Annotated in this window: 23 protein-coding genes; 20 read left to right on the forward strand and 3 right to left on the reverse strand. The window is 70.9% G+C overall.

Annotated elements, in window-relative coordinates:
- Positions 1-156: 156 nt before the first annotated feature.
- The 6 genes from CIK81_RS05685 (at position 157) to CIK81_RS05710 (ending at position 4,842) form a co-directional block, all read left to right on the forward strand.
- Positions 157-900 carry a VOC family protein gene (locus CIK81_RS05685; protein ID WP_114355497.1) on the forward strand — a complete coding sequence of 248 codons (744 nt, stop codon included), beginning with the start codon at positions 157-159 and terminating at the stop codon, positions 898-900.
- Positions 897-1,286, forward strand: a complete 390-nt coding sequence (locus CIK81_RS05690; protein WP_096166468.1) for a MauE/DoxX family redox-associated membrane protein — start codon at positions 897-899, stop codon at positions 1,284-1,286. The genes CIK81_RS05685 and CIK81_RS05690 overlap by 4 nt, the downstream gene beginning before the upstream one ends.
- 129 nt (positions 1,287-1,415) lie before the next feature.
- The gene (locus tag CIK81_RS05695; RefSeq protein WP_096196644.1) at positions 1,416-2,705 is read left to right on the forward strand and encodes a sugar ABC transporter substrate-binding protein; all 1,290 of its coding nucleotides are present in this window, start codon (positions 1,416-1,418) and stop codon (positions 2,703-2,705) included.
- Entirely contained in the window at positions 2,695-3,606 is a 912-nt protein-coding gene (locus tag CIK81_RS05700; RefSeq protein WP_096196645.1) for a carbohydrate ABC transporter permease, read from the forward strand. The genes CIK81_RS05695 and CIK81_RS05700 overlap by 11 nt, the downstream gene beginning before the upstream one ends.
- Positions 3,599-4,429, forward strand: coding sequence for a carbohydrate ABC transporter permease (locus CIK81_RS05705; protein WP_096166471.1), 831 nt, complete (start codon positions 3,599-3,601; stop codon positions 4,427-4,429). Before CIK81_RS05700 ends, CIK81_RS05705 begins: the two co-directional genes overlap by 8 nt.
- A 230-nt stretch (positions 4,430-4,659) precedes the next feature.
- On the forward strand, positions 4,660-4,842 hold the full coding sequence (locus CIK81_RS05710) for a hypothetical protein (RefSeq protein ID WP_096166472.1): 183 nt from the start codon (positions 4,660-4,662) through the stop codon (positions 4,840-4,842).
- 21 nt (positions 4,843-4,863) lie between these two features.
- Here the strand turns inward: CIK81_RS05710 and CIK81_RS05715 are convergent, their stop codons facing one another.
- The gene (locus tag CIK81_RS05715) at positions 4,864-6,372 is read right to left on the reverse strand and encodes an amidohydrolase (protein ID WP_096196646.1); all 1,509 of its coding nucleotides are present in this window, start codon (positions 6,370-6,372) and stop codon (positions 4,864-4,866) included.
- 103 nt (positions 6,373-6,475) lie between these two features.
- On the opposite strand from CIK81_RS05715, the gene CIK81_RS05720 reads away from it, so the two are divergent.
- From CIK81_RS05720 to CIK81_RS05750, 7 genes are all read left to right on the forward strand, one after another.
- Positions 6,476-7,522, forward strand: a complete 1,047-nt coding sequence (locus tag CIK81_RS05720) for an ABC transporter ATP-binding protein (protein WP_114307020.1) — start codon at positions 6,476-6,478, stop codon at positions 7,520-7,522.
- Positions 7,519-8,496: an ABC transporter permease gene (locus tag CIK81_RS05725; protein WP_241964007.1), complete on the forward strand. Its 978-nt coding sequence runs from the start codon at positions 7,519-7,521 to the stop codon at positions 8,494-8,496. Before CIK81_RS05720 ends, CIK81_RS05725 begins: the two co-directional genes overlap by 4 nt.
- A gap of 29 nt (positions 8,497-8,525) precedes the next feature.
- The gene (locus CIK81_RS05730; protein WP_241964013.1) at positions 8,526-9,677 is read left to right on the forward strand and encodes a sensor histidine kinase; all 1,152 of its coding nucleotides are present in this window, start codon (positions 8,526-8,528) and stop codon (positions 9,675-9,677) included.
- Positions 9,674-10,435: a response regulator transcription factor gene (locus CIK81_RS05735; protein WP_241964014.1), complete on the forward strand. Its 762-nt coding sequence runs from the start codon at positions 9,674-9,676 to the stop codon at positions 10,433-10,435. The genes CIK81_RS05730 and CIK81_RS05735 overlap by 4 nt, the downstream gene beginning before the upstream one ends.
- An 83-nt stretch (positions 10,436-10,518) precedes the next feature.
- Positions 10,519-11,445: a Na+-dependent transporter gene (locus CIK81_RS05740; protein WP_096166476.1), complete on the forward strand. Its 927-nt coding sequence runs from the start codon at positions 10,519-10,521 to the stop codon at positions 11,443-11,445.
- A gap of 604 nt (positions 11,446-12,049) precedes the next feature.
- Complete coding sequence (locus CIK81_RS05745; RefSeq protein WP_114355546.1) at positions 12,050-13,924, forward strand: ABC transporter ATP-binding protein; 1,875 nt, start codon at positions 12,050-12,052, stop codon at positions 13,922-13,924.
- 230 nt (positions 13,925-14,154) lie between these two features.
- Positions 14,155-14,949 carry a class I SAM-dependent methyltransferase gene (locus CIK81_RS05750; protein ID WP_114355498.1) on the forward strand — a complete coding sequence of 265 codons (795 nt, stop codon included), beginning with the start codon at positions 14,155-14,157 and terminating at the stop codon, positions 14,947-14,949.
- Here the strand turns inward: CIK81_RS05750 and CIK81_RS05755 are convergent.
- Positions 14,915-15,934, reverse strand: a complete 1,020-nt coding sequence (locus tag CIK81_RS05755) for an arsenic resistance protein (protein WP_114355499.1) — start codon at positions 15,932-15,934, stop codon at positions 14,915-14,917. The two genes, CIK81_RS05750 and CIK81_RS05755, sit on opposite strands and share 35 nt — an antisense overlap.
- A gap of 95 nt (positions 15,935-16,029) precedes the next feature.
- On the opposite strand from CIK81_RS05755, the gene CIK81_RS05760 reads away from it, so the two are divergent.
- From CIK81_RS05760 to CIK81_RS05780, 5 genes are read left to right on the forward strand one after another with little or no spacing between them, the layout of a single operon-like run.
- Positions 16,030-17,241: an SPFH domain-containing protein gene (locus CIK81_RS05760; protein WP_096196650.1), complete on the forward strand. Its 1,212-nt coding sequence runs from the start codon at positions 16,030-16,032 to the stop codon at positions 17,239-17,241.
- A gap of 6 nt (positions 17,242-17,247) precedes the next feature.
- On the forward strand, positions 17,248-18,690 hold the full coding sequence (locus CIK81_RS05765) for a TFIIB-type zinc ribbon-containing protein (RefSeq protein WP_241964015.1): 1,443 nt from the start codon (positions 17,248-17,250) through the stop codon (positions 18,688-18,690).
- A gap of 45 nt (positions 18,691-18,735) precedes the next feature.
- Positions 18,736-19,056, forward strand: a complete 321-nt coding sequence (locus tag CIK81_RS05770) for a hypothetical protein (protein WP_096166480.1) — start codon at positions 18,736-18,738, stop codon at positions 19,054-19,056.
- Between the two features lie 4 nt (positions 19,057-19,060).
- Complete coding sequence (locus CIK81_RS05775; protein ID WP_114355500.1) at positions 19,061-20,770, forward strand: FAD-binding dehydrogenase; 1,710 nt, start codon at positions 19,061-19,063, stop codon at positions 20,768-20,770.
- Positions 20,767-21,282, forward strand: a complete 516-nt coding sequence (locus tag CIK81_RS05780) for an AAA family ATPase (RefSeq protein WP_114355501.1) — start codon at positions 20,767-20,769, stop codon at positions 21,280-21,282. The genes CIK81_RS05775 and CIK81_RS05780 overlap by 4 nt, the downstream gene beginning before the upstream one ends.
- Before the next feature lie 34 nt (positions 21,283-21,316).
- On the opposite strand, the gene CIK81_RS05785 is transcribed toward CIK81_RS05780, so the two are convergent.
- The gene (locus CIK81_RS05785) at positions 21,317-22,189 is read right to left on the reverse strand and encodes an NAD(P)-dependent oxidoreductase (protein WP_114305842.1); all 873 of its coding nucleotides are present in this window, start codon (positions 22,187-22,189) and stop codon (positions 21,317-21,319) included.
- Between the two features lie 224 nt (positions 22,190-22,413).
- Here CIK81_RS05785 and CIK81_RS05790 point away from each other — a divergent pair, with 224 nt between their 5' ends.
- Entirely contained in the window at positions 22,414-23,640 is a 1,227-nt protein-coding gene (locus tag CIK81_RS05790) for an endonuclease/exonuclease/phosphatase family protein (RefSeq protein ID WP_114305852.1), read from the forward strand.
- A complete protein-coding gene (locus tag CIK81_RS05795) occupies positions 23,641-24,492 on the forward strand; it encodes a sulfurtransferase (protein ID WP_114305841.1) in 852 nt (283 codons plus the stop codon). It abuts the gene before it with no gap.
- The last annotated feature ends 54 nt before the right edge of the window (positions 24,493-24,546 follow it).

The raw sequence follows: 24,546 nt of genomic DNA on the forward strand, positions 1-24,546 counted from the left end.
AACCATCGGCTCCTCCTTCCCTCAGGGCCGGCCCGCTCGGGTCGGCGACGTGATCACGGTAGGACCGAGGCCGGGCGCGGTCCACCGAATATTCGGCGATGCTCTCGGCGAGCCCGGGCCCTGGACACCCGCAGCGGTCGCCGCAAGACTGGCCCGATGTTCCTCGAGAACCTCGGCATCGATGCCGTCGACCCGATCCGCCTCGGCCGCTTCTGGGAGGCGGCCCTGGGCACCACCGCGCTCACCGTGGAGCCCGACATCTATGAGACGCGCCTGGAGATCACGGGTGACGCCTACCTCGATCTGTGCTTCGCGCAGGTGCCGGAGCCTCCCGCGTCGCCGCTGCGCCTTCACCTCGATCTGCGAGGGGGCGACCGACAGCTCGACGTGGCCGATCAACTGCGGGAGCTCGGCGCGAGGGACCTCGACATCGGCCAGGGGGAGGTGCCCTGGATCGTGCTCGGCGATGTCGAGGGGACGGCGTTCTGCGTGAGGGAGGAGCGCGCGGAGTTCACCGGGACAGGGCCGCTCGCCGCTCTTCCCCTGGACTCCGCGGATCCGCAGCGGGACGCCGATTTCTGGGCCTGGTTGACCGGCTGGGCCGACGCCGACGCCGACGTCCCCGGCATCGCCCCGCGCACGCTCCGCCATCCCTCTCTGCGGGGGCCCCTGCTGGAGTTCTGCGCGGAACCCGAGCCGAAGCAGGCCGGCGCCAAGAACCCGATCCATCTGGACATCCGGCTCGAGGACGAGGACGACGCTGACGAGATCGCCGCGCAGGTCGCCGAGCGCGGAGGCCGTGAGCTGCACCCTGACTGGGGCGAACTGCCCTGGCGGGTGTTCCAGGATCCCTCCCGCAACGAGTTCTGCCTCCTGCCGGCGCCCGGAGCGTCCGCATGACCGGCGCCCGGAAGACCACCGCCTTCCTGGCCGTGCTGCTCGGAGGGGCCGGGATCCTGCACCTCGCGAAGCCCGCCCCGTTCGACGCCATGGTGCCTCATGCCCTGCCCGGAGAGCCTCGGACCTATACTTATGCCTCCGCCGTCGCGGAACTGGGCGTGGCCGGTCTGCTCGCCGTCCCGTGCACGCGCCGAGCAGGCGGTCTCGCCGCGACAGCGCTGTTCGTGGCCGTGTATCCCGCCAACCTGCAGATGGCCTACGACTGGCGCCATGCCGAGCCGCGGAAGCGGGCGATCGCCCTTGCGCGCCTGCCCCTGCAGGGGGTGCTCATCGCACAGGGCCTGCAGGTGGCCCGCGCATCCAGGAGCCGTGCGGAGAACTCCTGAGCGCATCGGTGAGCGCCGATCGGCGCGGCTGATGACTGCGTCGGCGCTCCACGACGTGGACGCCTGCTAGGTGAAAGCTTCTACATGCTCTACTGTGGGCCGTCGTTCATCCGGTCCGAAGGAGCACCAGTGATCACCAGACGTTCCCTGCTCGGCGCCGCCGGGGCGACGGGGGTGGCTCTCGTCGGCGGCTGCGCCCGCGAGCCCGAGATCGATCGGTCCTTGGAGCCGCCGGCCGCGCCGGGCGACTCGGGCGCGATCACCTTCCAGATCTGGGACAAGGCCCAGGAGCCCGCGATGCAGCAGATCATCGACGCGTTCCACGAGCAGTACCCGGACATCGACGTGACCATGTCCTCCGCAGCCTTCGCCAGCTACTTCGAGCGGCTGCGCATCCAGGCGACCGGTGATGACCTGCCGGACGTCTTCTGGATCAACGGACCGAACTTCGAGCTCTACGCCTCCTACGGGATGCTCCAGGACCTCAGCGGGCTCGAGGGCTTCGACCCCGCGAACTATCCGGAGAACCTCACCGAGCTGTACACCTACCAGGGGTCGCCGTACGCGATCCCGAAGGACTTCGACACGATCGCGCTCTGGTACAACCGCGACCTCCTCCACCGCGCCGGAGTGGACGAGCCCACCGGCAGCTGGAGCTGGGAGGAGTACCGCGACGCCTCCGAGACGGTGACCCGTGCCCTCGGCGGGGAGCAGATCTGGGGCAATCCCGGCGGTGTCGCGAACCAGGCCTACATCTATCCGCTGATCATGCAGGCCGGAGGTTTCGTGCTGGACGAGGGGAAGGAGGGGAAGGCCGTCTCCGGGTACGACAGCCCGGGCGCGATCGAGGCGTTCTCCTTCCTCGACGGCATGATCCGTGACGGCATCGCCCCGGACGTCCGCTACACCGCGGAGAACGTGCCCTCGGACCTCTTCAACAGCGGACGCGCCGCGCTGCTCCAGTCGGGCAACTGGGAGGCCGCCCAGCTGCAGGACTCGCCGGTGCGGGAGCATCTCGGGGTCGCGCCGCTGATCCACGGGAGCGAGGAGGCCAACGTCATCCACGGGATCGGGTACGCGATGTCCGCGCGCAGCCGCAACAAACCGGCGGCCTCGGCGTTCCTCGCGTTCCTGGGGTCCGAGGAGGCCCACCGCATCCAGGCGGAGGCCGGCGCCGCCAATCCGGCATTCGTGGGCACCAACGACGCCTACATCGAGGCGATCCCGGAATTCTCCCTCGACGTGTTCGTCGAGGCCGCGGAGACCGCGAGGCCGTACCCGGCATCGCAGAACACCTCCGCCTGGCTGCAGCTGGAGGAGCTGCTCTTCCCCAAGATCCTCAGCGGGGACGGAGAGCTGGAGAAGAACGCCGTGGATCTCGCCATGAGGATGAACGGAGTGCTCGCCGATGAATCATGATCCCGCACCCCTGACGAGACGCCGACGGCGCGGCCGCGACGGTCTCTGGCCGCTGGTCTTCCTCGCCCCGCTCATGATCGGCGTGGTGGCCTTCTACTTCTGGCCGATCCTGGCCACCGTGCTGAACTCCTTCGCGAGCTTCGACCCGTTCGGAGGTCGCAGCTTCGCGGGGCTGGAGAACTATCGGACGCTGCTGGGCGACTCGTTCATCCCCCGAGCGGTCCTGAACACCGCCGTGTACACCGCGATCGTGCTGCTGGGCATCCCGATCGCCCTCGTCGTCGCCTCCCTCCTGACCCAGAAGGGCCTGCGCTTCTCCCGGTTCTACCAGGTGCTGTTCTTCCTCCCCGCCGTCTCGATGCCGGTAGCCGTCGCGCTCGTGTGGCGGATGATCTTCAACCAGGAGTTCGGCGTCGTCAACTGGGCGCTGTCCCTGATCGGCATCCAGGGGCCGTACTGGGTGACCGCCCCCTGGTGGTCCCTGCTGGCAGTCTCCGTCGTCGGTCTGTGGTCGAGCCTGCCGCTCGCCGTGATCATCCTGTCGGCCGGTCTGCAGGGCGTGCCGCCGGAGCTCTACGAGGCCGCCCAGCTCGACGGAGCAGGAGCGCTGAAGCAGTTCCGGTCGGTCACCGTCCCGCTGCTGACGCCCAGCATCTTCTTCCTCATGATCATCACGGCGATCAACGGCTTCCAGCTGTTCGACCTGCTGTTCGCGATGATGGGCCAGGCCAACCCGGCGATGGCCGACACCCAGTCGCTCGTCTACCTGTTCTACTCCGAGGCGTTCCGCCAGAACGACCAGGGATATGCCTCGGTGATCGCGCTGCTGATCCTCCTGATCATCGGAGCGTTCACCCTGCTGCAGTTCCAGGCCCAGAAGAGGTGGGTGCACTATGACTGACAAGCGCACGACACGACCCCGGTACGGGACCCACGCGGCCCTGCTGATCGGCGGAGCGGTGATGGTCTTCCCCTTCGCCTGGCAGCTGATCATGTCGCTGTCCACCCACGCGGAGGTCACCTCCGTGCCGCCGACGTGGTGGCCCGAGAGCCTGCAGTGGCAGAACTACCCGGCGGTCTTCGAGCAGATCCCGTTCTTCAACCAGTTCCTCACCACGGCGGCGGTCACCGTCGCCCGCGTCGTCGGCCAGCTGCTGCTGTGCGCGATGGCCGGATACGCCTTCGCGCGGATGGAGTTCCGGGGCAAGGGCATCCTGTTCGCCCTGGTGCTGTCGATCCTGATGGTGCCCTACCAGATCTATCTCATCCCGCAGTACGAGATCATCCAGGAGCTGGGATGGCTGAACACGGTCGCCGGTATCGCCGCCCCCGGGATCTTCAGCGCCTTCGGCACCTTCCTCATGCGTCAGCACTTCCTGGGCATGCCGCGCTCGCTCGAGGAGGCCGCCCGCCTGGACGGCGCGAACCCGTGGCAGACCTTCTGGCGGATCATGTTCCCGCTCAGCGGGCCGTCGCTGAGCGCCGTCGCGATCCTCACCGCACTCGCCTCGTGGAACGACCTGATGTGGCCGCTCATCGTGGCGACCTACGACGACCGCACCACGCTCGCGGTGGGACTGTCGACCATGCAGGGCCAGTTCACCACCGACTACCCGGTGATGATGGCGGCCAGCTTCATGGCCATGCTGCCGCTGATGATCCTGTTCATCGTCCTGCAGCGGCGCGTCGTCGAAGGTCTCGCGCACAGCGGCATGAAGGGGTGAGGACCCCCGAGTGGTATGGTGTGGGTCACAGCGAGTGGTCTCGTGGCCGGTGTCGTGTGCTGGTCAGGGTCGCGCTCGCCGGACAGGACGCAAGGGGCCGACGGTCCAGACGTGCAGGGCCGCGCAGCCCGACCGTGTGCCGAGCCCGGCCGTGCTCTTCGTGGCGTCCGTGAGCATTCCGGGAAATGGCCGAGGATTCCTCCCCGACCTTCTGCAGAAGGTGCATTCCGATGAATCTGTTCCCGCTCGTCCTCTTCGCCGGGGCCTCGATCCTGCTCGTCGTGAGCCTCTCCTCCATGTACGCGACCAACGTGACGTTCTGGAAGGGGAAGGGGCACATCTCCCCGTGGGCCGCCTACGTCTGCATCGCCGCCATCGTGGTCGCGGCCGCAGGCTTCCTGCTCACTCTGTGACCTCCCGGAGCAGCGGGATCGTCACGAGGACGCCCGCGCCGCCACGATCGTCGTGAGCACGCGGGTCTCCCGCAGGCGCAGCGCGGCCTCCCGCGCTGCGGCATCGACCATCAGCCCGTCGGCCCCGAGCGGGACGTCCCCGAACGGCGACTCCTCGAGCAGCACCAGATCCGCAGGGCCGCCCGCCTCGAGCCGGCGCACCCCGTCGGTCGAGGCGGCGAGGGCCTCGCGCGGCTGCAGCTGCTGCCCGGGGTGCCATCCTGGCCGGTCGTCGGCGCTGCGGTGCACGGCGGCGGCCATCGCCAGCCACGGATCCAGCGGCGCGACCGGGGCGTCGGAGCCGAGCGCGAGCGGCACGCCCGCGCTGAGCAGATCCCGCAGACGGAACGCCTGTGTGCCCCGGTCGGGCCACAGGCTCTCGGTGGCGTCGCGGTCATCCAGCAGATGCGCCGGCTGCACCGAGGCGGTCACCCCGAGCGCCGCCATCGCCGCGACGTCGTCATCGGCGAGCATCTGCGCGTGCTCGAGCCGGGCAGGGATGTCGACCTGCGCGATCGCCCCGAGGGCGATCTGGGCGGCGGCATCGCCGATCGCATGCACGGCGGCGGTGAGGCCCTGGGCGGACGCCCTGGTGAGGGCGTCCAAGAGCTCGTCCGCACCGTAGCTGAGCACGCCGCGACCCGCGTAGCCGTGACCGTCGGAGTACGCCTCGCGGGTGTACGCGGAGTGGGAGCCGAGCGCGCCGTCGACGATCACCTTCAACGGGCCCATCGTCACCAGGCCCGTCGGATCCAGCACGGTGCCCGTCGGCCCGGGGGCGTGCGCGAGCTCGGCGGGATAGACGGCGGTGCGGATGCGCATCCGGGGCGACTGCGCGGGCCAGGACTTCCAGGGGCGGCCCCACTCCATGTCGACCAGGCCCACCACCCCGAGATCGAGCGCCTGCCGCTGCATCATCGCCGCTCCGGTCGCGACGGAGTCCTCGACACCGGGCAGCTCGGGCAGTCGCGGGGCGAGCGCGAACCAGTCCTCCTCGGCGAGGATGCCGTCGCGCGGGGGCACCCCCAGCGCCGCGAGCGCCGCGGAGTTCATCCAGGCGTGATGGGCGTCGCCGCCGATCAGGACGGTGGGCACCGCGCCGGTGACCTCGTCGAGGGCGGGCACCGTGGGCTGCACGGCGAAGTCCACCAGGCGGTGCCCGAAGCCGATCAGGGCCCGTCGCGGATCGGTGCGGTCATCGCGCCGCGCGTCCAGCTCGGCGCGCACCAGCTCGAGGATCACGCCCACGCTCTCGGCACCGGAGGTGTTCAGCCGGGCATGGGCCTGCGAGAGCTGCCCGGTGTGCACGTGCTGGTCCCACAGCCCGGGGATCGCGATCGCACCGCCGCCGTCGAGCTGCTCCTCCCCGGCGGTGGGGGAGAGGGACGGGGCGATCTCGGCGATCACGCCGTCGTGGAGCCGGAGGTCGACCGGGCGGGCCGGGGCGTGGCCGGTCGCGGTGTCCACGGGCCGTATCTGTCTGATCAGCACCGATCCAGGGTAGCCCGGCCGGAGCGGATCATGACGACTGTCATGGGCAGATCGTGATCCCTGCGCCTGGGACGGCGGCGCGAGCGGAGGAAGGCTTGCTGGCATGAACACGTCGACTGCTCCTGCCACTCCTGCCACTCCTGCCACTCCTGCCGCTGCGTCCGCCCCCGGCCCCGTCCCAGCCCCGACCTCTGCTCCTGCTGCTCCCGCGATCAGCCTGCGCGGACTCACCAGGACCTACGGGTCGGTGCGTGCGCTGGACGGCCTCGACCTCGAGATCGGTCGTGGCGAGATCGTCGCGCTGCTGGGCCCCAACGGCGCCGGGAAGTCGACCGCCATGGAGATGATGGTCGGCCTGGCCGCGCCCGATGCCGGCGAGGCCCGGATCCTCGGTGCCGACCCCGTCGAGGCCACCCGCACCGGTCTGATCGGCACGATGCTGCAGAGCGGGCCGCTGCTGCCGGACCAGAGCGTGCGCTCCATGCTGCGCCTGCTCCACTCCCTCCAGGCCCACCCGATGCCGCTCGCGGACGCCGCCCGCCAGGCCGACGTCACCGAGCTGCTCCCGCGCCGCATCGGCACCCTCTCCGGTGGGCAGGCGCAGCGGGTGCGCTTCGCGATCGCCCTGCTCGGCGATCCCCAGGTGCTGCTCCTGGACGAGCCCACCGTCGGCATGGACATCGGCGCCCGTCGCGCTTTCTGGGACCAGATGCGCGCGGTCGCTGCGACCGGACGCACCATCGTCTTCGCCACCCACCACCTCGACGAGGCCGAACGGGAGGCGCGCCGCGTGATCGTGATGGACCGCGGCCGCGTGGTCGCCGATGGCACCGGCCCGGAGATCAGCGCGATCGTCGGAGGCCGTGTGATCACTCTGCGCGGCGTCGACGCCGACGAGATCGTGGCGCTGCCCGGGGTGCAGAGCGCCGGGGCCGACGAGACGGATCCCGGCCGGGTGCGAGCCCTCTGCTCCGACTCCGACGCCGCCCTCGCCGCGCTGTTCACCGGGGACCTCGCCGGGCGCGTCCGCGAGGTGCTGGTCTCCGCCCCCGGTCTCGAGGAGGCCTTCCTGCGCATCACCGACCACAGCGTTCCCCGCGACCCCGCGGACGCCGCCGCACCCGACGCCGAGGAAGGAACCCGGCCATGAGCACCCGTACCAGCCCGGCATCCCGCCCCATCACCACCCGTACCACCCGTACCACCGCCATCCGTACCACCGCCACCCGTCCCCTCTCGCTCCGGAGCCACGTCATGACTACACCAGCGGACAGCACCGTCCTCAGCTCGCACACCAGCACCAGCACCAGTCCCGGAACCCTGGCACCGACGGACGCCCCCGTGGCGCCGGAGGCACCCGTCGCCCGGACGACGGCCACCCCGTCGGCCGCGCGTCGGACCGTGCACTACGCGCTGCACACCACCCGGATGACGGTCACCGACGTCCCGTTCATGGTGTTCACGATCGCGCTGCCGGTGGGCATGTACCTGCTGTTCTCGATGATGTTCGGGGATGAGGCCGACGGGCAGGCGCGCGGCATGATCATGATCAACATGGCCGCCTACGGCGGTCTCGGCGCCGCCGTCACCGCGGGCACCAAGATCCAGGAGGACCAGCGCAACGGCTTCCTGCGCCAGCTGATCGTGGCCGGCCTGTCGCCGCGCTCGTTCCTGGCCGGATCCATCCTGGCCGCGAGCGCCGTGATCATCCCGGCGCTGGCCGCCGTGGGCCTGGTCGGTCTGGTCAGCGGGGTGGAGGCGGCTCCCACCGCGTTCCTGGCGACGCTGGCCGTGCTGTGGCTGGGCCTGCTGCCCACCATCCTCGTGGGCCTCGTGCTCGGGATGGTGCTCAAGGGCGGCGCGGCGATGGCCGGCGGTGTCGTCACCATGATGGCGATGGCGATCTTCGGCGGGCTCTGGATGCCCCTGGAGATGTTCCCGACCTGGATGCAGTCCTTCGGCCATGCGATCCCCACCTACTGGATCTCGAGCCTCGGCGAATGGGCCCTCTACGGGACGTCGTTCCCGCTGACCGGAGTGGCCGTGATCGGCGCCTGGACCGCCGCGCTCGCCCTGCTGTGCACGGTGAGCATGTCCCGCGCGGTGGGCCTGAGCCGACGTTGACACGAGCGGACGCTGACACAATGAGCGCCATGGGGATCGAGACGGACGCGATGTTCGGGGCCCGCGGCCGGGGCACCGCGGAGGAGGCCGCCGCCCGGCCCTTCACGCCGCGCGCGATCCACCGTGCCGCGGTCGAGTCCGGCGGCCTGCCGTACTCGATCGCCCCCGTCCTGTTCGTCGTGATCCCGATCGTCTACGGCTGGATCGAGGCCCCGGGCCCGGCGGCCGTGGTGGTGACGCTCCTGCTGCTGGTGTACGGGGCGGCGTTCGTCTACTGCTGCGGCATCGGGATGTACCCCTTGCGGGTACGGCTGGCCTGGTTCGCGCTGTGCACCCTGATCCTGCTCTCGCTGATCCCGTTGATCGGCCCGAACGTGCTGTTCATGGTGATGTTCCAGGCGATGACCCATGTGCTGCTGCTGCCGTGGAGATGGGCCGTGCCCTCCATGATGGTGATGAGCTTCGCGGTGATCGTGACCGCGGTGGCCACCGAGGTCTACCTCGCCGCCGGGATCGCGGTGATGGGCATGATGATGGCCTGGGGCATCGGCTACGGCATCCGCCAGCAGATCCTCCAGGAGCAGCTCGAGGCCGCCCACGAGCGCAACGCCGTGCTCGCCGTCGCCGCCGAGCGCGAGCGCATCGGCCGGGACCTCCACGATCTGCTGGGCCATTCGCTGACCTCGCTGACGATCTCCGCGCAGCTCGCCCGGCGCCTCCTGGACTCCGACCCCGACGCCGCCCGCGAGCAGCTTGCGCACATCGAGACGACGGTGCGCCAGGCCCTCGCGGACGTCCGCGCCACCGCGAGCGGCATGCAGAAGGTCCGCGCAGCCACGGAGATCGCGTCGGCCCGCAGCGTGCTCGGGACCGTCGGCATCCAGGCCGAGGTGCCCACCGCCCTGCCCCCGCTGCCCGACGACCGCGCCGAGCTGTTCGGTTTCGTCATCCGTGAGGGCGTCACCAACATCGTGCGCCACTCCCACGCCACCCGCGCCGCCATCACCGTCGACGAGCGCTCCGTGAGCATCGCCGACGACGGCGTGGGGATCCCCGAGGGCTCCTCCCGCACCGGGCTGCGCGGTCTCGAAGCCCGCGTCACCGTGGCGGGCGGTGCTTTCGAGGTGACCACCGGCGAGGCCGGCACCCGCCTCACCGCGACGATGGAGGAACCGCGATGATCCGCCTCGTGGTCGCCGACGACCAGTCGATCCTGCGCTCGGGCCTGGTGGCGCTGCTGCGCCTGGAACCGGACCTCGAGGTGGTCGGGGAAGCGGCCGACGGAGCGAGCACCCTCGCCACCGTCGCCGAGCACTCCCCGGACGTGCTCCTGCTGGACGTGCAGATGCCTGCCGGGACCCGGGCCGACGGGACGCCCGGTCCGTCCGACGGGATCGCGCTCGCGCAGGAGCTGCACGAGCTGCAGGCAGCGCAGGAGGCGCAGGCGCAGGGAGCGGGCCAGGAAGGCACTACCGGCCCCGAGGGACGCGCGTCTGGCTCCGAGTCCCGCGCGTCCGGCCCCGAGTCCCGCGCGTCCGGCCCCGAGTCCCGCGCGCAACCTCGCATCATCGTGCTCACGACCTTCGGCCGCGCCGGCTATCTGCGCCGCACCATGGAGGCCGGTGCGCAGGGATTCATGGTCAAGGACACCCCTGTCGAGCGCCTGGTGGATGCGATCCGACGCGTCGACCAGGGCCTGCTCGTGGTGGATCCCGAGCTCGCGGCGCAGTCGCTGTCCGTCGGAGCCAGTCCGCTGACCACGAAGGAGACCGAGGCGCTGCAGGGCGCCGCCGCCGGAGGCAGCACCGCGAAGATCGCGGCGACGCTCTTCCTCAGCGAGGGGACCGTGCGCAACCACATCTCCTCCGCCATCGGGAAGCTCGGGGTGGCCAACCGTGCCGAGGCCGTGCGTGCCGCCTCGGACAACGGCTGGATCTGACCGCCGGCTCGACAGTCCACCATTCCTGACCGCCGGCTCGACGGTCCACCAGTCCTGACCGCCCGGGCGAGTAGCCTTTCGGGGTGTCGACGATCGAAGCCCTGTTGGCGGACCTGATCCACGTCAGCGTCCCCGCCTTCGCGATCGCGTCGATGCTCTCGATGGGGCTGCGCACCCCGCTGCGAGCCTTCCGTCAGCAGCTGCGCGACCGCCGCACCGTGCTCGCGGTGCTCGGCGCGAACTTCGTGGTGGTCCCTGCGGTGGGCACGCTGCTCATCTGGCTCCTCGAGGGCATCCTCCCGCACCAGACCGGGTCAGGATTCATCATCGCCCTGTGCGCGGCGGGCGCGCCCTTCGTGCTGCAGCTGGGCGCGATGGCCCGCGTCCCCTACAGCGAGATCGCCGGTCCGATGGCGGTGCTCCTGCTCGGCTCGATCGTGTTCATGCCGCTGGTCGTCCCGTCGCTGCTGCAGCACGTCGCGGTCGACGGGTGGGCGGTGGCCCGACTGCTGCTGGGCACGATGCTCTCGCCGATGATCGCGGGGATCGTCATCGCCGCGGTGTGGCCGCGCCGCGCCGACCTGATCGCCCGCATCGCCGGCGGCGTCGCGGCGGTCTCCGCCGTCCTGCTGTTCCTCTCGGGCCTGGGCGCGAACACCGGGCTCGTGCTGCAGCTGCTGCTGTCCCCGGTGCTCCTGGTGGCCGTCGGATTGGTGGTCCTCGCCTTCGTGGCCGGCCGACTCTCCGGCGACCTCGCCGGGGACACCCTCACCCTCTCCGACGGGCCCGCGATCCTCACCAGTCAGCGCAACATCGCCGCCGCCCTGCTGGTGGCACGCACAGGAAACGGCGACAGCTCGATCGTGGTGGCGATCCTGCTGCTGAGCGCCGTCGGCTTCGTGATGCTCGTGCCCTACACCTTGGCCTCCGGGCTGATCCGGCGCCGCCGGGCGGGGGAGAAGACCTCGGTCGGCGTGCTGCTCGGCGTGGTCGGTCCGAAGACGGACTGAGCGACAGCGAGCGGACGCGAGCGACCGCCGTCCGTCTACCCGTGGGCCCGCCCGCCCGTTCGCCTCCCCGTCCGGCCGTCTGCCCGTCCACCCGTTCGCCTCCCCGTCCGCTTGCCCACCCGTCCCCACCTCGGTTACTGGTTGGTACCCCGTCGGAACAGGCGTTGAGGCCGAGTCATTCCGCCTAGTACGACGGGGCAGACTGCTTCTGGTGCGTCGTGAGCGAGCCGGCACCTGGGTCTCCTGAACCGTTCGGGCGGGGGACCGTAGGAGATGGACGGTGGACGGTGGACGGTGGACGGTGGACGGTGGACGGTGGACGGTGGACGGTGGACGGTGGACGGTGGACGGTGGGCCGTGGGCTGTGGGCCGTGGGCCGTGGCCGTGGCCGTGGCCGTGGACGACGCACGACGGGCAACGGGCGACGCACGACGGGCGCCGCACGACGGGCGACGGGCGGTGGCGGGCCCCCACGGGCGCCGCTCAGCGGACGGGCTTCGCCCGCGGAGCTCGGCGCGCGAGGCCCTGCGGGCGGGGTTCAGCAGTGGGCGGACAGGTGTCCTGCGTCATCCCGTGCGTCGGCGATCCCGCCTACGCTTGCCCGGTGTCGTCCCTGCTGCGCATCGTCCGCTTCACCCGTTCCCTGGCCCCGCTGTACACCGCGGTCATCGTCTGCTCGGTGCTCACCGCCGCGGCCGGCCTGGCCGTTCCCTTCCTGATCGGCAACGCCACCGACACCGTCGCCGGCGCCGTCGAAGGCCGCACCGCCGCCGGGACCGCGGTGCGCGCCGTGGTGCTGATCGCCGCCGGAGTGCTGATCGCGGAGCTGTTCAGCACGGTGGTCTCCAACGTCGGCGGCTGGTTCGGCGACGTGATGAGCAACCGGATGCGCACGATCCTCTCGGTGCGCTACTACGACAAGCTGCTCCACCTGCCGCAGCGCTGGTTCGACGGCGAGGTCACCGGCACCATCGTGGCGAGACTGAACAGGTCGATCACCGAGATCACGAACTTCGTGAAGATGATGTCGAACTCGTTCGCCTCGATGCTGATCACCACCGCCGCGGTGCTCGCGATCAGCGCCTGGTACGCCTGGCCGCTCACACTGCTGCTGCTCATCGTGTTCCCCGTCTACGTGTGGCTGACCTCGCTGACGTCGGTGAAGTGGCAGCGGCTCGAGGGAGAGAAGAACGAGCAGGTCGATATCGCGTCGGGACGGTTCGCGGAGGTCGTCGGGCAGATCCGGGTCGTGAAGTCGTTCGTGCGCGAGCGCGGCGAGCTCGAGGACTTCTCCCGTCGCTTCCGCTCCACCGACGCCACCACGAGGGAGCAGTCCTCGCACTGGCACCGCATGGACGTGATCCGTCGGGCGTTCCTCAACGTCATCTTCTTTGCGATCTACGCGATCATCTTCGTCCGCACCGTCCAGGGCGCCTTCTCCCTCGGTGAGATGGTGCTGCTGGTCCAGCTGATGACCATGGCCAAGGCCCCGGTGGAGTCGATGAGCTTCGTGATCGACTCCGCGCAGCGCGCGATCGCCGGGTCCAAGGACTACTTCCGGGTGATGGAGACTCCGGTCGATCCGCGCACCGCCGCGGTCATGGCCGCGCGTCCGGCCGACGCCGCCGATGCCGGGCATGCGGCCGGGACGGAGGCGGCCGACGAGGTCCCCGCGTCGGCCGTGCCCACGGCCCACGTCGACCCGATCCCGGGCGCTCCGGTGGTCGCCTTCCGCAGTGTGGATTTCGCCTATGAGGACGGCGAGGACGTGCTGCACGCGATCGACTTCCAGGTCGACCGCGGGGAGAAGATCGCCCTGGTGGGGGAGTCCGGCGGCGGGAAGTCGACCATCGTGAACCTGCTGCTGGGGCTGTACGAGCCACGCACCGGGAGCGTCGAGGTGGTGGGTCATCCGAGCTCCGACCTGCCACTGGACCAGCTGCGCTCGCGCATCGGCGTGGTCTTCCAGGACGCGTCGCTGTTCTCCGGCACCATCCGCGAGAACATCGCCTACGGTCGGCCCGAGGCGAGCGACGCGGAGGTCATCGAGGCAGCTCGGCGCGCGAACGCCGATGCCTTCATCCTCCGCTTCCCCGACGGCTACGAGCAGGTGATCGGGGAGCGCGGTCTGAAGCTCTCCGGCGGGCAGCGCCAGCGCATCGCCGTGGCCCGGGCGATCCTCAAGGACGCCCCGGTGCTGGTGCTCGACGAGGCCACCTCCGCCCTGGACACGAAGGCCGAGATCCAGGTGCAGAAGGGATTGGACGAGCTGATGGACGGGCGCACCTCCCTGATCATCGCCCACCGGCTCTCGACCATCGCCGAGGTGGACCGCATCGTCACCCTCCGCGACGGGCACATCGACGAGATCGGCAGCCCCGCCGAGCTCGCCGACAGCGGCGGCATCTACGCCCAGCTGCTGGACCTCCAGAGCTCGGGCGACAGCCGCCGCCTCGCGAAGTTCGACATCACCGGTTGAGGGTCGGTCCCGGACCAGGTCAGTTCGCGCCGGAGCGGCGACGGAACGTGCCGACATCGCGGTGTCCGGAGATCACGAAGCCCGGGCGGAGGCCGAGCACCTCCGAGCGCCAGCCGGGCTCTCGACCAGCACGGCGCTGGTCGCCCGCGGCGGGATCTCGAGCGTTCCTCGTCGTCGGCGTCGCCGGCGAGGTGCGGGACCGCTGAGCCGTCACGGGGGAGGATGGTTCTATGAGCACTTGGAATGGAGTGGCCGAGGCATATCGCAGATCCTTCGCGACGCTCTGTGCAGGCATGATCCCTGAGCTGCTCGGAGCCACCGCACCCGGGCGCCGGCATCTCGACGTCGGCTGCGGGACGGGCGCGCTGGCGCTCGCGGCCGCTCGGGAGGGCAGACGTGTGCTCGCCGTGGACCCGGACGCCGACATGGTGGCGATGACCCGCGAGGCGATCCGTGCAGCGGGTCAGGACATCGCCGTGCAGGTGGCCGGCGCCCCGCTGCTCCCGGTACCGGATGCCTCCGTCGGGGCGATCACGGCGAACTTCGTCGTGAACCATGTGGAGGATCCCCGTGCAACGGTCCGCGATCTCGCCCGCGTGGCGGCGCCTGGGGCACGGGTGGCGATGACGATCTGGCCGGGGACGCCCGCCCCGCACCTTTCGGCGTACGGCGAGGCGGCCCGAGCGGCGGGCGCCGTCGATGTTCCGGGCACGCGACTGCACGAGGACCTCGACTTCCCTCGTTCCGTCCAGGGGTTGGCGGGGATCGCCGCGGAGGCGGGGCTGGTGGTCGATCGCGCCGACGTGCTGCGCTGGACCTGGCGCATTGCGGCCGACGACCTGATGGCCGGGATCGCGGGCGGCGTCGCCACCCCGGGCCGGATCCACCGGGCGCAGACCGAGACGGTGCGCGCGGAGATCGAGGGGCGGGCACGCGAGCTGTGGAGCACGTATGCGGACGACGCCGAGGGCAGCAGGCTCGCGTTCCCGGTCAGCGCGGTGCTGGTGGTCGCGTCCCGTCCCTGACCAGGCGCGGGAGGATACGCACCAGCAGCACCATCGCGAGCAGCTCGACGAGGGTCTGGGTGACGACGGCGGCCGAGACCATCGGCGAGGGCATCGCCAGAGCGAGGGGCAGCACGACGAGCGAATTGCGGGTCGCGCCCGAGAACGTCACGGCGCGAGTCTGCGCGGCCCCGAGCCGTGCAAGGCGGCCCGCGAGGACCCCGGCGGCGGTGGCGAGCGCGGCGAAGCCGACATAGACCGGCACCAGGGCGAGCAATGACGTGCCCGCGCCGAGCACCCGTGGGGTCTGGGAGCCGACGACGCTGATCAGCACGAGCGCCATGAGCGGCACCATCGCGACCGAGAGGTCCCAGCGCGGCGCGAGGTGCTGGATCAGCGTCGCCGCCAGCAGAGGCAGCAGCACCAGCAGCACGAGGGCGCGCAGGAACGGGAACGGCTCGATCAGTCCTGTCGCCGCGCCGCCGCTCAATAGCGGCACCAGCACCGGCAGCGCCAGCATCTGCGCGAGCATGAGCAGGGGAGTGGCGGCGAGCAGGCGATCCTTCGCTCCGCCCGCGAGGGCCGTGAACACGATGACGTAGTCGATGCACGGGGCGAGCAGCACCAGCAGTGCGCCGATCAGCAGCTCGGGGGAGCTCACGAGCGGCCGCGTGATCACCAGGACGATCACCGGCACCACCAGGAAGTTCAGGGCGAACAGCGTCAGCAGGAATCGGCGGTCCTGGAGGGCCGTGCCGATCCCGCGCAGGGGCATGCCATGGAAGGTGACCAGCAGCAGCGCGGCGATCGTCGGCTCCACCGCGACCTCGAGCCGCGGCGCACCGTGCGGCAGCAGGATCCCGACGCCGAGACCGAACGCGATCGCGGCGAGGTAGATCTGCACCTGATGCCGCTCGAGACCGGCCGGGAGGCCGGGGCGCGCAGGTCGCCCGGCCGCGCGGTCCCCGTGGTCCCCGCGCTGCGTCCCCCTGCGATCCGCCTCCATGCGAGCTGACGGTAGTTCGCGGATCCAGGGAGTGTTCGGGCGCTGCGCGATACCATGGCCCGGATCACACGCTCGGGGGCGACGAAGGAGCTCACATGGGATTCATCCAGGCATTCAAGGGCGCTGTCGGCGGAATGCTCGCCGATCAGTGGAAGGACTTCCTGACCGTTCCGAACGGTCTTCCGCAGACGGCCGCGCTGTTCCCGGCGGTGCCGCAGGGCACCAACGCCGGCCGCGGCTCGAACACTCGCGGATCCGAGAACATCATCTCCAACGGCTCCAAGATCCTCGTGCCCCAGGGGTATGGGCTGATCACGGTGGTCGACGGCCGCGCCACGGGTCTGATCACCGAGGCCGGCGGCTACGAGTTCACCGACTCCTCGCCGGATGCCCGCTCCGTCTTCGCCGGGGACGACGCCCTGGCCTCGACGGTCGGCACCTCCTGGGAGCGCTTCAAGTTCGGCGGGCGTCCCTCCTCGCAGCAGCTCGCCTTCTACGTGAGCCTCAAGGAGATCCCGGACAACCGCTTCGGCACCCAGTCCGAGATCTACTGGGACGACGCCTACCTCAACGCCCAGGTCGGCGCGGTGTGCCGCGGCTCCTACACGATGCGGATCATCGATCCGCTGCTGTTCGTGCACAACTTCGTGCCGGCGGCCTTCATCTCCGCGAACGCTCCGGTGTTCGACTTCTCCGATCCTGACAACGAGGCGGGCAGCCAGCTGTTCCGCGAGGTCGTCGGCTCGCTCGCCCAGGCCTTCTCGCGCTACACGAACGATCCGGACAAGGGCAACCGGATCTCTCGGATCCAGGGTGACTCGGTGGGCTTCGCGCAGTCGCTGTCGGCTGCGGTCGAGGAGAGCTACCGCTGGTCCAGCGACCGCGGTCTGGCGATCGTGAAGACCGCGATCGTCTCGATCGAGTACGACAAGAACACCCGCGAGCTGCTGAACGACGTGCAGAAGGCCGACGCCCTCTCCGGCGCCCGCTCGCAGTCCTTCATGAACCAGGCCGCGGCGCGCGGCGTGGAGTCCGCGGGGGAGACCGGTGGCGGTGCGGGCCTGGCGATGTTCGGTGCGGGCATGGGAGCGGCCGGCGGCATGGTGAACACCGCCCAGCCGTCGAACCCTGCCGGCCAGCAGCCCCAGCAGGCTCAGCCGCAGCAGCAGGGCCAGCCGCAGCAGCAGGCGGCCCCGGCGCAGGACGATCCGGTCGCGAAGCTCGCGCAGTACAAGCAGATGCTGGAGCAGGGCCTGATCACGGAAGAGGACTACGAGGCGGCGAAGAAGTCCGCGCTCGGCCTCTGATCTGAGATGACCGTTCCTCCCCAGGACCCGCGAGGGGTGCGCCCTGACCAGCCCCACCGGTCCGCTCGGCCCTCGGCCGACGGCGGGCCGGTCCAGGGCGCGCCCGCGGGGCCACCGCGGGGCGGGCAGCAGGGCCCGCCCCCGCAGCAGCCCCAGCCGCAGCAGCCGCGGCAGCCGCCGCAGCAGGGCTCGCCCCCGCAGCCGACCCCACCTCAGCAGCCCGCACCACCCCAGCAGCCGGCCCCGCCCCGGCCCCAGGGTCCGCAGAACCGCATCATCGACACCAGCTCGGGGCGCGACGACGGCCTGGACAAGTGCCCGACGTGCGGCGGCACGGACATCACGTACTCGCTGACGGCCAAGGCCCTGGTGTGCGCCTACTGCCGTCACGAGTGGAACGAGGTCAACGCCGAGGAGGCCTTCGGGCTGAACACCTCGATCGCCGACCTGCACGGCCACACCCTCGCCTCCGGCACCGCGGACGTCCGCGAGGACCTCACGATGATGACCCTGAAGTGCCAGGGCTGCGGCGCCGAGGTCGTCATCAACGTGAACCAGGAGCTGCAGGCCCGATGCCACTGGTGCCGCCAGACCCTCTCGGTGAACTCGCAGATCCCCAACGGGGCGGTGCCCGATGCGGTGCTGCCCTTCCAGCTCACCCGCGAGGAGGCGATCGCGCAGATCTCCGCGTTCGCGGACAAGCGCAAGGCCTTCGCACAGGGTCGGTTCAAGTCGGAGTTCGTCCCGGAGAACGTCATGGGGGTGTACATCCCCTACCTGGTCGTGGACGGCAGCATGCATGCCCAGCTGGGCGGGCGCGGCGAGGTCACCACCCGTCAGTACACGGTGCGCACCGGCTCGGGGAAGAACACGCGCAGCGAGACCTACTACGACGCGGACGTCTACTCCGTGCAGCGGGCCTTCGACCTGCTGGTGGACGACCTCACGGTGGAGTCCGCGCAGCGCTTCGACGCCCGGGACAATTCGCACGCGACCAACAACATCCTCAATGCCGTTCAGCCGTACGACACCGAGAACGCCGTCGCCTACAACTCCAACTACCTCAAGAACTTCACGTCCGAACGGCGCGATCTCAACGTGCGTGACGTCGACGACGAGGTCGAGGAGAAGTTCCTGTCGATCGCCCGGGCGAAGGCCACTCCGACCATCGGCCGGTACGACCGCGGGGTGCGCTGGGAGCAGGAGGGCGTCGCCGTGCGCGGCACCCGGTGGGTGTCGGTGAACGTGCCGGTGTGGCTGTACAGCTATGCAGACTCCGCCGTCGGCGACGGGCTGGTGCACTACATCGCGGTCAACGGCCGCAACGGCAACACGATGGGCTCCGTGCCGGTCTCGCACCCGAAGATCTTCGCGGTCTCCTGCTTCGCGGGCTCCATCGCTGCGGTGATCGGCGCAGTGGTGGGCTTCGGCTGGTTCTTCGCAGGATGACGACCATGACCATGCCACCGATCGATGAGGGAAGGGACGCCGACGATGCTTCCATTGCTCGCTGAGCTGGCCGCGGATCCGGTCACGCCGATGCTGCTGGCCGATTCCGGGGACGGCGCCGTCGGCCTCGCCTTCCCCTTCATCGCCGGACCGGCGGTGTTCGCCGCGGTCTACGGCGGCATCTACCGCTACTACCGCAACACCGACAAGCGCCACCATTTCGAGAAGGAGACGGAGGTCGCCGTCGGCAACCTCCAGCGGCGCGATCAGAAGGTCGGTTCCAACAACCGACAGCGCAGCCGCACCATGGGCGGCGACAACTCCACCGATCCGCTCGAGCGGGTCCACCGGATTTCCGTGAAGTAGCCCGATGACCAGCGCAGATGGTCCCTCGAGCGCAGACGCCCCGGCGGCCACGGACGGGCGCTTCGACGCGATCGTCGTCGGTGCCGGGCTGTCCGGACTGGTGGCCGCGACCCGGATCGCCGACGGCGGCCGACGGGTCCTGCTGCTCGAGCGCGAGGGCGAGCAGGACCTCGGCGGGCAGGCCTGGTGGAGCTTCGGCGGGCTGTTCCTCATCGACTCCCCCGAGCAGCGCCGGATGGGGGTCCGCGACAGTCTGGACCTGGCGCGTCAGGACTGGCTGGGCTCGGCCGCCTTCGACTCCGCCGAGGACCACTGGCCGCGGCGCTGGGCCGAGGCCTATCTGCAGTTCGCGGCAGGGGAGAAGCGCGACTGGCTGCACCGGATGGGCCACCGGTTCTTCCCCGTCGTCGGCTGGGCCGAACGGGGCGACGGCCGCGCCGAGGGCCACGGGAACTCCGTGCCGAGGTTCCACATCACCTGGGGCACCGGGCCCGGCGTCGTCGAGCCCTTCGCCCGCGCGCTCGCGGCGCACCGCGAGACGGGCAGGATCAGCCTGGCGACCCGGCACGCCGTCGAGGAGCTCCTCGTCGAGAGCGGTCGCGTCGTGGGCGTGCGGGGCAGCGTGCTGGAGGCCGACACCACCGCCCGAGGGGTCGGTTCCTCCCGCGAGGTGACCGGGGAGTTCGAGCACCGCGCCGCCGCGGTGGTCGTCGCGACCGGCGGCATCGGCGGCAACGAGGAGCTGGTGCGGCAGCTGTGGCCCGCGGACCTGGGCGCCATGCCCGAGGATTTCGTGCACGGCGTGCCCGCGAGCGTCGACGGGGCCGGGATGCTGGCCGCCGAGACGGCGGGCGGCCGCTGGATCCATCGGGACCGCATGTGGCACTACACCGAGGGCATCCGCAACTGGGACCCGGTCTGGCGCGGTCACGGGATCCGCATCCTGCCGGGCCCGTCGTCCCTGTGGGTCGACGCCCGCGGCCGACGCTTGCCGGCGCCCGCGTATCCCGGATTCGACACCACCTCGACGCTGCGCCATCTGCGCACCACGGGGCACGACCACTCCTGGTTCGTGCTCACCCCGAAGATCATCGAGAAGGAGTTCGCGCTCTCCGGCAGCGAGCAGAACCCGGACCTGACCGGAAAGGACATCCGGCAGGTGCTCTCCCGCGTGAAGCCCGGAGCTCCCGCCCCGGTGCAGGCATTCCTCGACCATGGCGAGGACTTCCTGCAGGCCGACAGCGTGCCGGAGCTCGCCGCCGCGATGAACCGCCTCACCGGGGCCGACCTGATCGATGCCCGTGACCTGGAGCGCGTGGTCCGTGCCCGCGACGCCGAGATCCTCAACCGCTTCACGAAGGATGCGCAGATCACCGCCCTGCGCGGCGCCCGGCGCTACCTCGGGGACCGTCTCATCCGCACGGCGGCCCCGCACCGTCTACTGGATCCCGGTGCGGGAGGACTGATCGCGGTGCGTCTGCACGTGCTGCTGCGCAAGACTCTCGGCGGCCTGGAGACGGACCTCGGCGGGCGGGTGCAGCGCTCGACGGGGCCGGAGCCCGGCGCGCTGCCCGGCCTCTACGCGGCGGGCGAGGCCAGCGGCTTCGGCGGCGGCGGAGGGCACGGGCACAACGCGCTCGAGGGCACCTTCCTCGGCGGATGCCTGTTCTCCGGCCGACAGGCCGCCGCCGGCGTGCTCGAGGACCTGCGATGAGCACGAGGGCGCTGCTGATCACGGGCGCGGTCGGGGTCGGCAAGACGACGGCGGCCGACGCGATCGGGGACGAGCTCGCGATCCGCGGGGTCCCCGGTGCCGTGACGGACCTCGATCGGCTGCGTCAGGCCTGGCCGGCCCCGATCGACGACCGCTTCCAGACGAAGCTCACCCTCGCGAACCTCCGGTCGATGACGCGCAACTATCGCGACGTGGGAGCGCAGGTGCTCGTCGCAGCAGGAGTCCTGGAGACCCGCGAGGAACGATTGGCCCATGAGAGCGCCTTCGGCTGCCCGCTCACGGTCGTGCGCCTGACCGCCCCGCACGAGGTGGTCCGCGCCCGGCTGCATCGCCGTCATGAACTCGACCCGAACGGTCTCGCCTGGCACCTGGACCGGTACGACGAGCTCACCGCCATCCTCGATGCCGCGATGGTGGCCGACACCGAGGTGCCGAACTCCGGCACTCCCTCGCATACCGCGCGTGCGGTGCTCGACGCAGCGGGCATCTGAGCGCCCAGGACCTCGTGGTGCTGTCCGACGGGACTCACTCGCCGGTCGGCTCGGCTCCCGGAAGCAGGATCGTCGAGAAGTCGTCCTCGCCATGGCCTGCGCCGATCTCCGCGTCGAGCGAGGCGAGGGCGCTGCGCAGGGCGGGGAGGTCCGCGCCGGGCCGTGTGCCGTCGGCGGCGTCGACGGTGTCGATCATCAGCCGTGCGTCCTTGGCGATCGCGCTCGCCGTGAAGTCGCCGCCCTCGGTGGTGCGTTCACCGCGCACGAAGGCGCCCTTCATTCCGGCGATGAACGCCAGGCCCGTCGAGCCCAGCAGATCGAGCGTCTCCTCGGCGGAGGCGCCTGCCGCATCGCCGAGCGCGAGCGCCTCACGCAGACCCTGCGCGCTGACCGCGAGCGCAAGGTTGGCCAGGAGCTTGCCTGTCGCGGCCTTGCGGGCCGATTCCACCCCGCGCAGCCGCTCCGGATCCGCCCAGGGCGCGACCACGTCGAGGACTCGTTCGCGCAACGCAGCATCCGGGCTCCCGACGAACACACCGAGGCTGCCGGTGCGGGCCGGGCCGAGAGTGCCGACCACCGGGACGCCCACGTAGGTGGGGACCGCGGCGGCGAACTCGTCGGCGTCAGCGGGGGAGACGGTGGTGGTGTCTGCCCACGGCGTGCCGACCGAGATCAAACCCGGCTCGAGCACGGTCTCCCGCACGGCGTCGGGGCCGAACAGCGAGGTGATCACGAGGTCCGCGCCCTCGACGGCCTCGGCCGCAGTGGCGGCAACGCTCGCCCCGGCGCCGGCGAGCCGCTCGGTGCGTGAGGCGGTCCGGTTCCAGACCGTCAGCTGATGGTCGGTGAGCAGGTGAAGGGCCAGTTCGGTCCCCATGCGACCGGTTCCCAGGAAAGCGATTCTCATGCGCCCAGTCTCGCACCGATGCCGTCGAGTGAGGAGGGAGGGGTGAGCGCGGGTGGGCGTGGCAGGCCGCGCCGGGGAGGCGTCGGCGAGGTCCGCGCCATGGGCTGCAGGGCATGGGCGACTGCGGTGCCGCAGAGCTCCGGCCGAGCTGCGGCCTCCTGTGGAGGAACGGTCGTCCACCGCCTCGTTATGATCCGCGCCGCGAATCCTGCACAATGGAAGGCATGTCACCGCGCATCAGCCGTCGCCGAGCGTTCGCCGCCGCAGCAGCCGCTGGTCTGGGCCTGCCCGCAGCAGCCCATGCCGCTCCTGCTCCCGCCCCCGCCCTGCGCGGTGGACGGTTCGAGAACCTGCGCGTGGCCACTTACAACGCGTCGCTGAACCGGGCGACCGAGGGGAAGCTGCTGGAGGATCTGAAGTCCGGCGAGGATGAGCAGATCCGCGCGGTCGCCGAGGTCATCCAGATCAACAACCCCGACATCCTCCTGCTCAACGAGTTCGATCACGACGAGGACGGCGCCGGCATCGAGCTGCTGCGCCGCAACTACCTCGAGGTGGGGCAGCACGGCCGCACCCCGGTGTTCTATCCCTACGCCTACAGCGGCCCGGTGAACACCGGCGTGGACAGCGGCCTGGACCTCGACGGCGACGGCACGGTCGGCGGTGCGGGGGACGCCTGGGGCTTCGGCGAGTTCCCCGGCCAGTACGGGATGGTCGTCCTCTCCCGCCACCCGATCCTCACCGATCAGGTGCGCACCTTCCAGAAGCTGCTGTGGACGGACATGCCCTCCAACCTGCTCCCCGCCGAGTTCTACGGCGAGGAGGCCGCCGCGGAGATCCGCCTGAGCTCGAAGTCCCACTGGGACGTCCCGGTGCAGGTCGGCTCCACCACCGTGCACGTGCTCGCCGCGCACCCCACCCCTCCCAGCTTCGACGGCCCGGAGAAGCGCAACCAGCGTCGCAACAACGACGAGATCCGGCTCTGGGCGGACTATCTCACCCCCGGAGCGCAGTCCCGATGGATCACGGACGACGCCGGCACGCGCGGCGGCCTCGCCGCCAGGGAGCAGTTCGTCATCCTCGGTGACTACAACTCTGATCCGGCCGACGGCGATTCCTGGCCGGGCGCGATCGACCAGCTCCTCACGCACCCACGGGTGCGGGACACCAAGCCTCGCAGCGAGGGAGCTGTCGAGGCCGCGAAGGACCAGGCCGGCGCCAATGCCGACCACGAGACGGACGCCCAGTACGACACCGCGGACTTCGCGGACACCCCCGGCCCCGGCAATCTGCGCGTCGACTACGTGCTGCCCTCGAAGACCCTCCAGGTGGTCTCCTCGGCCGTCTACTGGCCTGCGAAGGGCGCCCCCGGCAGCGAGCTGACCGGCGAGGAGCCGTTCCCCGCCTCCGATCACCGTCTGGTGCGGGTGGACCTGCAGGTGCGTGCCTGAATGACCTCCGGCGCGCTCCCTCCCGTCCTCGATGCGGCCTTCCTGCGAGAGCTGCTCGCTGCGGCCGACGGGGCCGGCCGACCGGTGCATCTGCTCGACGTGCGATGGGCCTTGGACGGCTCCACCGGCCGCGACGCCTATCTCGCGGCGCACCTGCCCGGAGCCGTCTACGTGGACCTCGACACTGAGCTCGCCGCTCCCGCGCGGGCCGGTGCGGGACGCCACCCTTTGCCCGCTCCCGAGGACTTCGCCGCGTCCCTGCGACGTGTCGGTGTCACCGAGGGATCGCACGTCATCGTCTACGACGACACGAACTCCTCCCCGGCCGGGCGCCTGGTGTGGATGCTGCGTGCGCTGGGCCATGACGCCGCGGTGCTGGACGGGGGAGTGGCCTCCTGGGACGGCGAGCTGGACAGCGGCGACGTGCAGCCCGCTCCGGGGGACGTCCAGTCGCGTCCGTGGCCGGACAGCCAGATCGCCACGGCCGACGAGGTCGCCTCCGGTGAGGCCCTGGTGATCGACGCCCGCGCCCCGGAGCGCTATCGCGGTGACACCGAGCCGATCGACCCCCGCGCCGGGCATATCCCCGGTGCCGTGAACCTGCCGTTCAGCGGCAACCTCGCGGCCGACGGGCGTTTCCTGCCCGCCGCTGAGCTGCGACGGCGCTTCGTGGACGCCGGGATCCGTCCGGAGCAGGACGTCATCGTCTACTGCGGCTCCGGCGTCACCGCGACCCATGACGTGCTCGCCCTGCAGCAGGCCGGATATTCCTCGGTGCGGCTGTTCCCGGGCTCCTGGTCGCAGTGGAGCAGCGACCCCTCGCGCCCGGTCGCCACCGGCCCGACGCCCTGAAGCCCTGAGACCTGACGCCAGACGTCTTGACTCGGTGCGTCTGAGGCCCTGACG

This window comes from Brachybacterium sp. JB7, from assembly GCF_003335205.1.
Taxonomy (GTDB): Bacteria; Actinomycetota; Actinomycetes; order Actinomycetales; family Dermabacteraceae; genus Brachybacterium; species Brachybacterium alimentarium.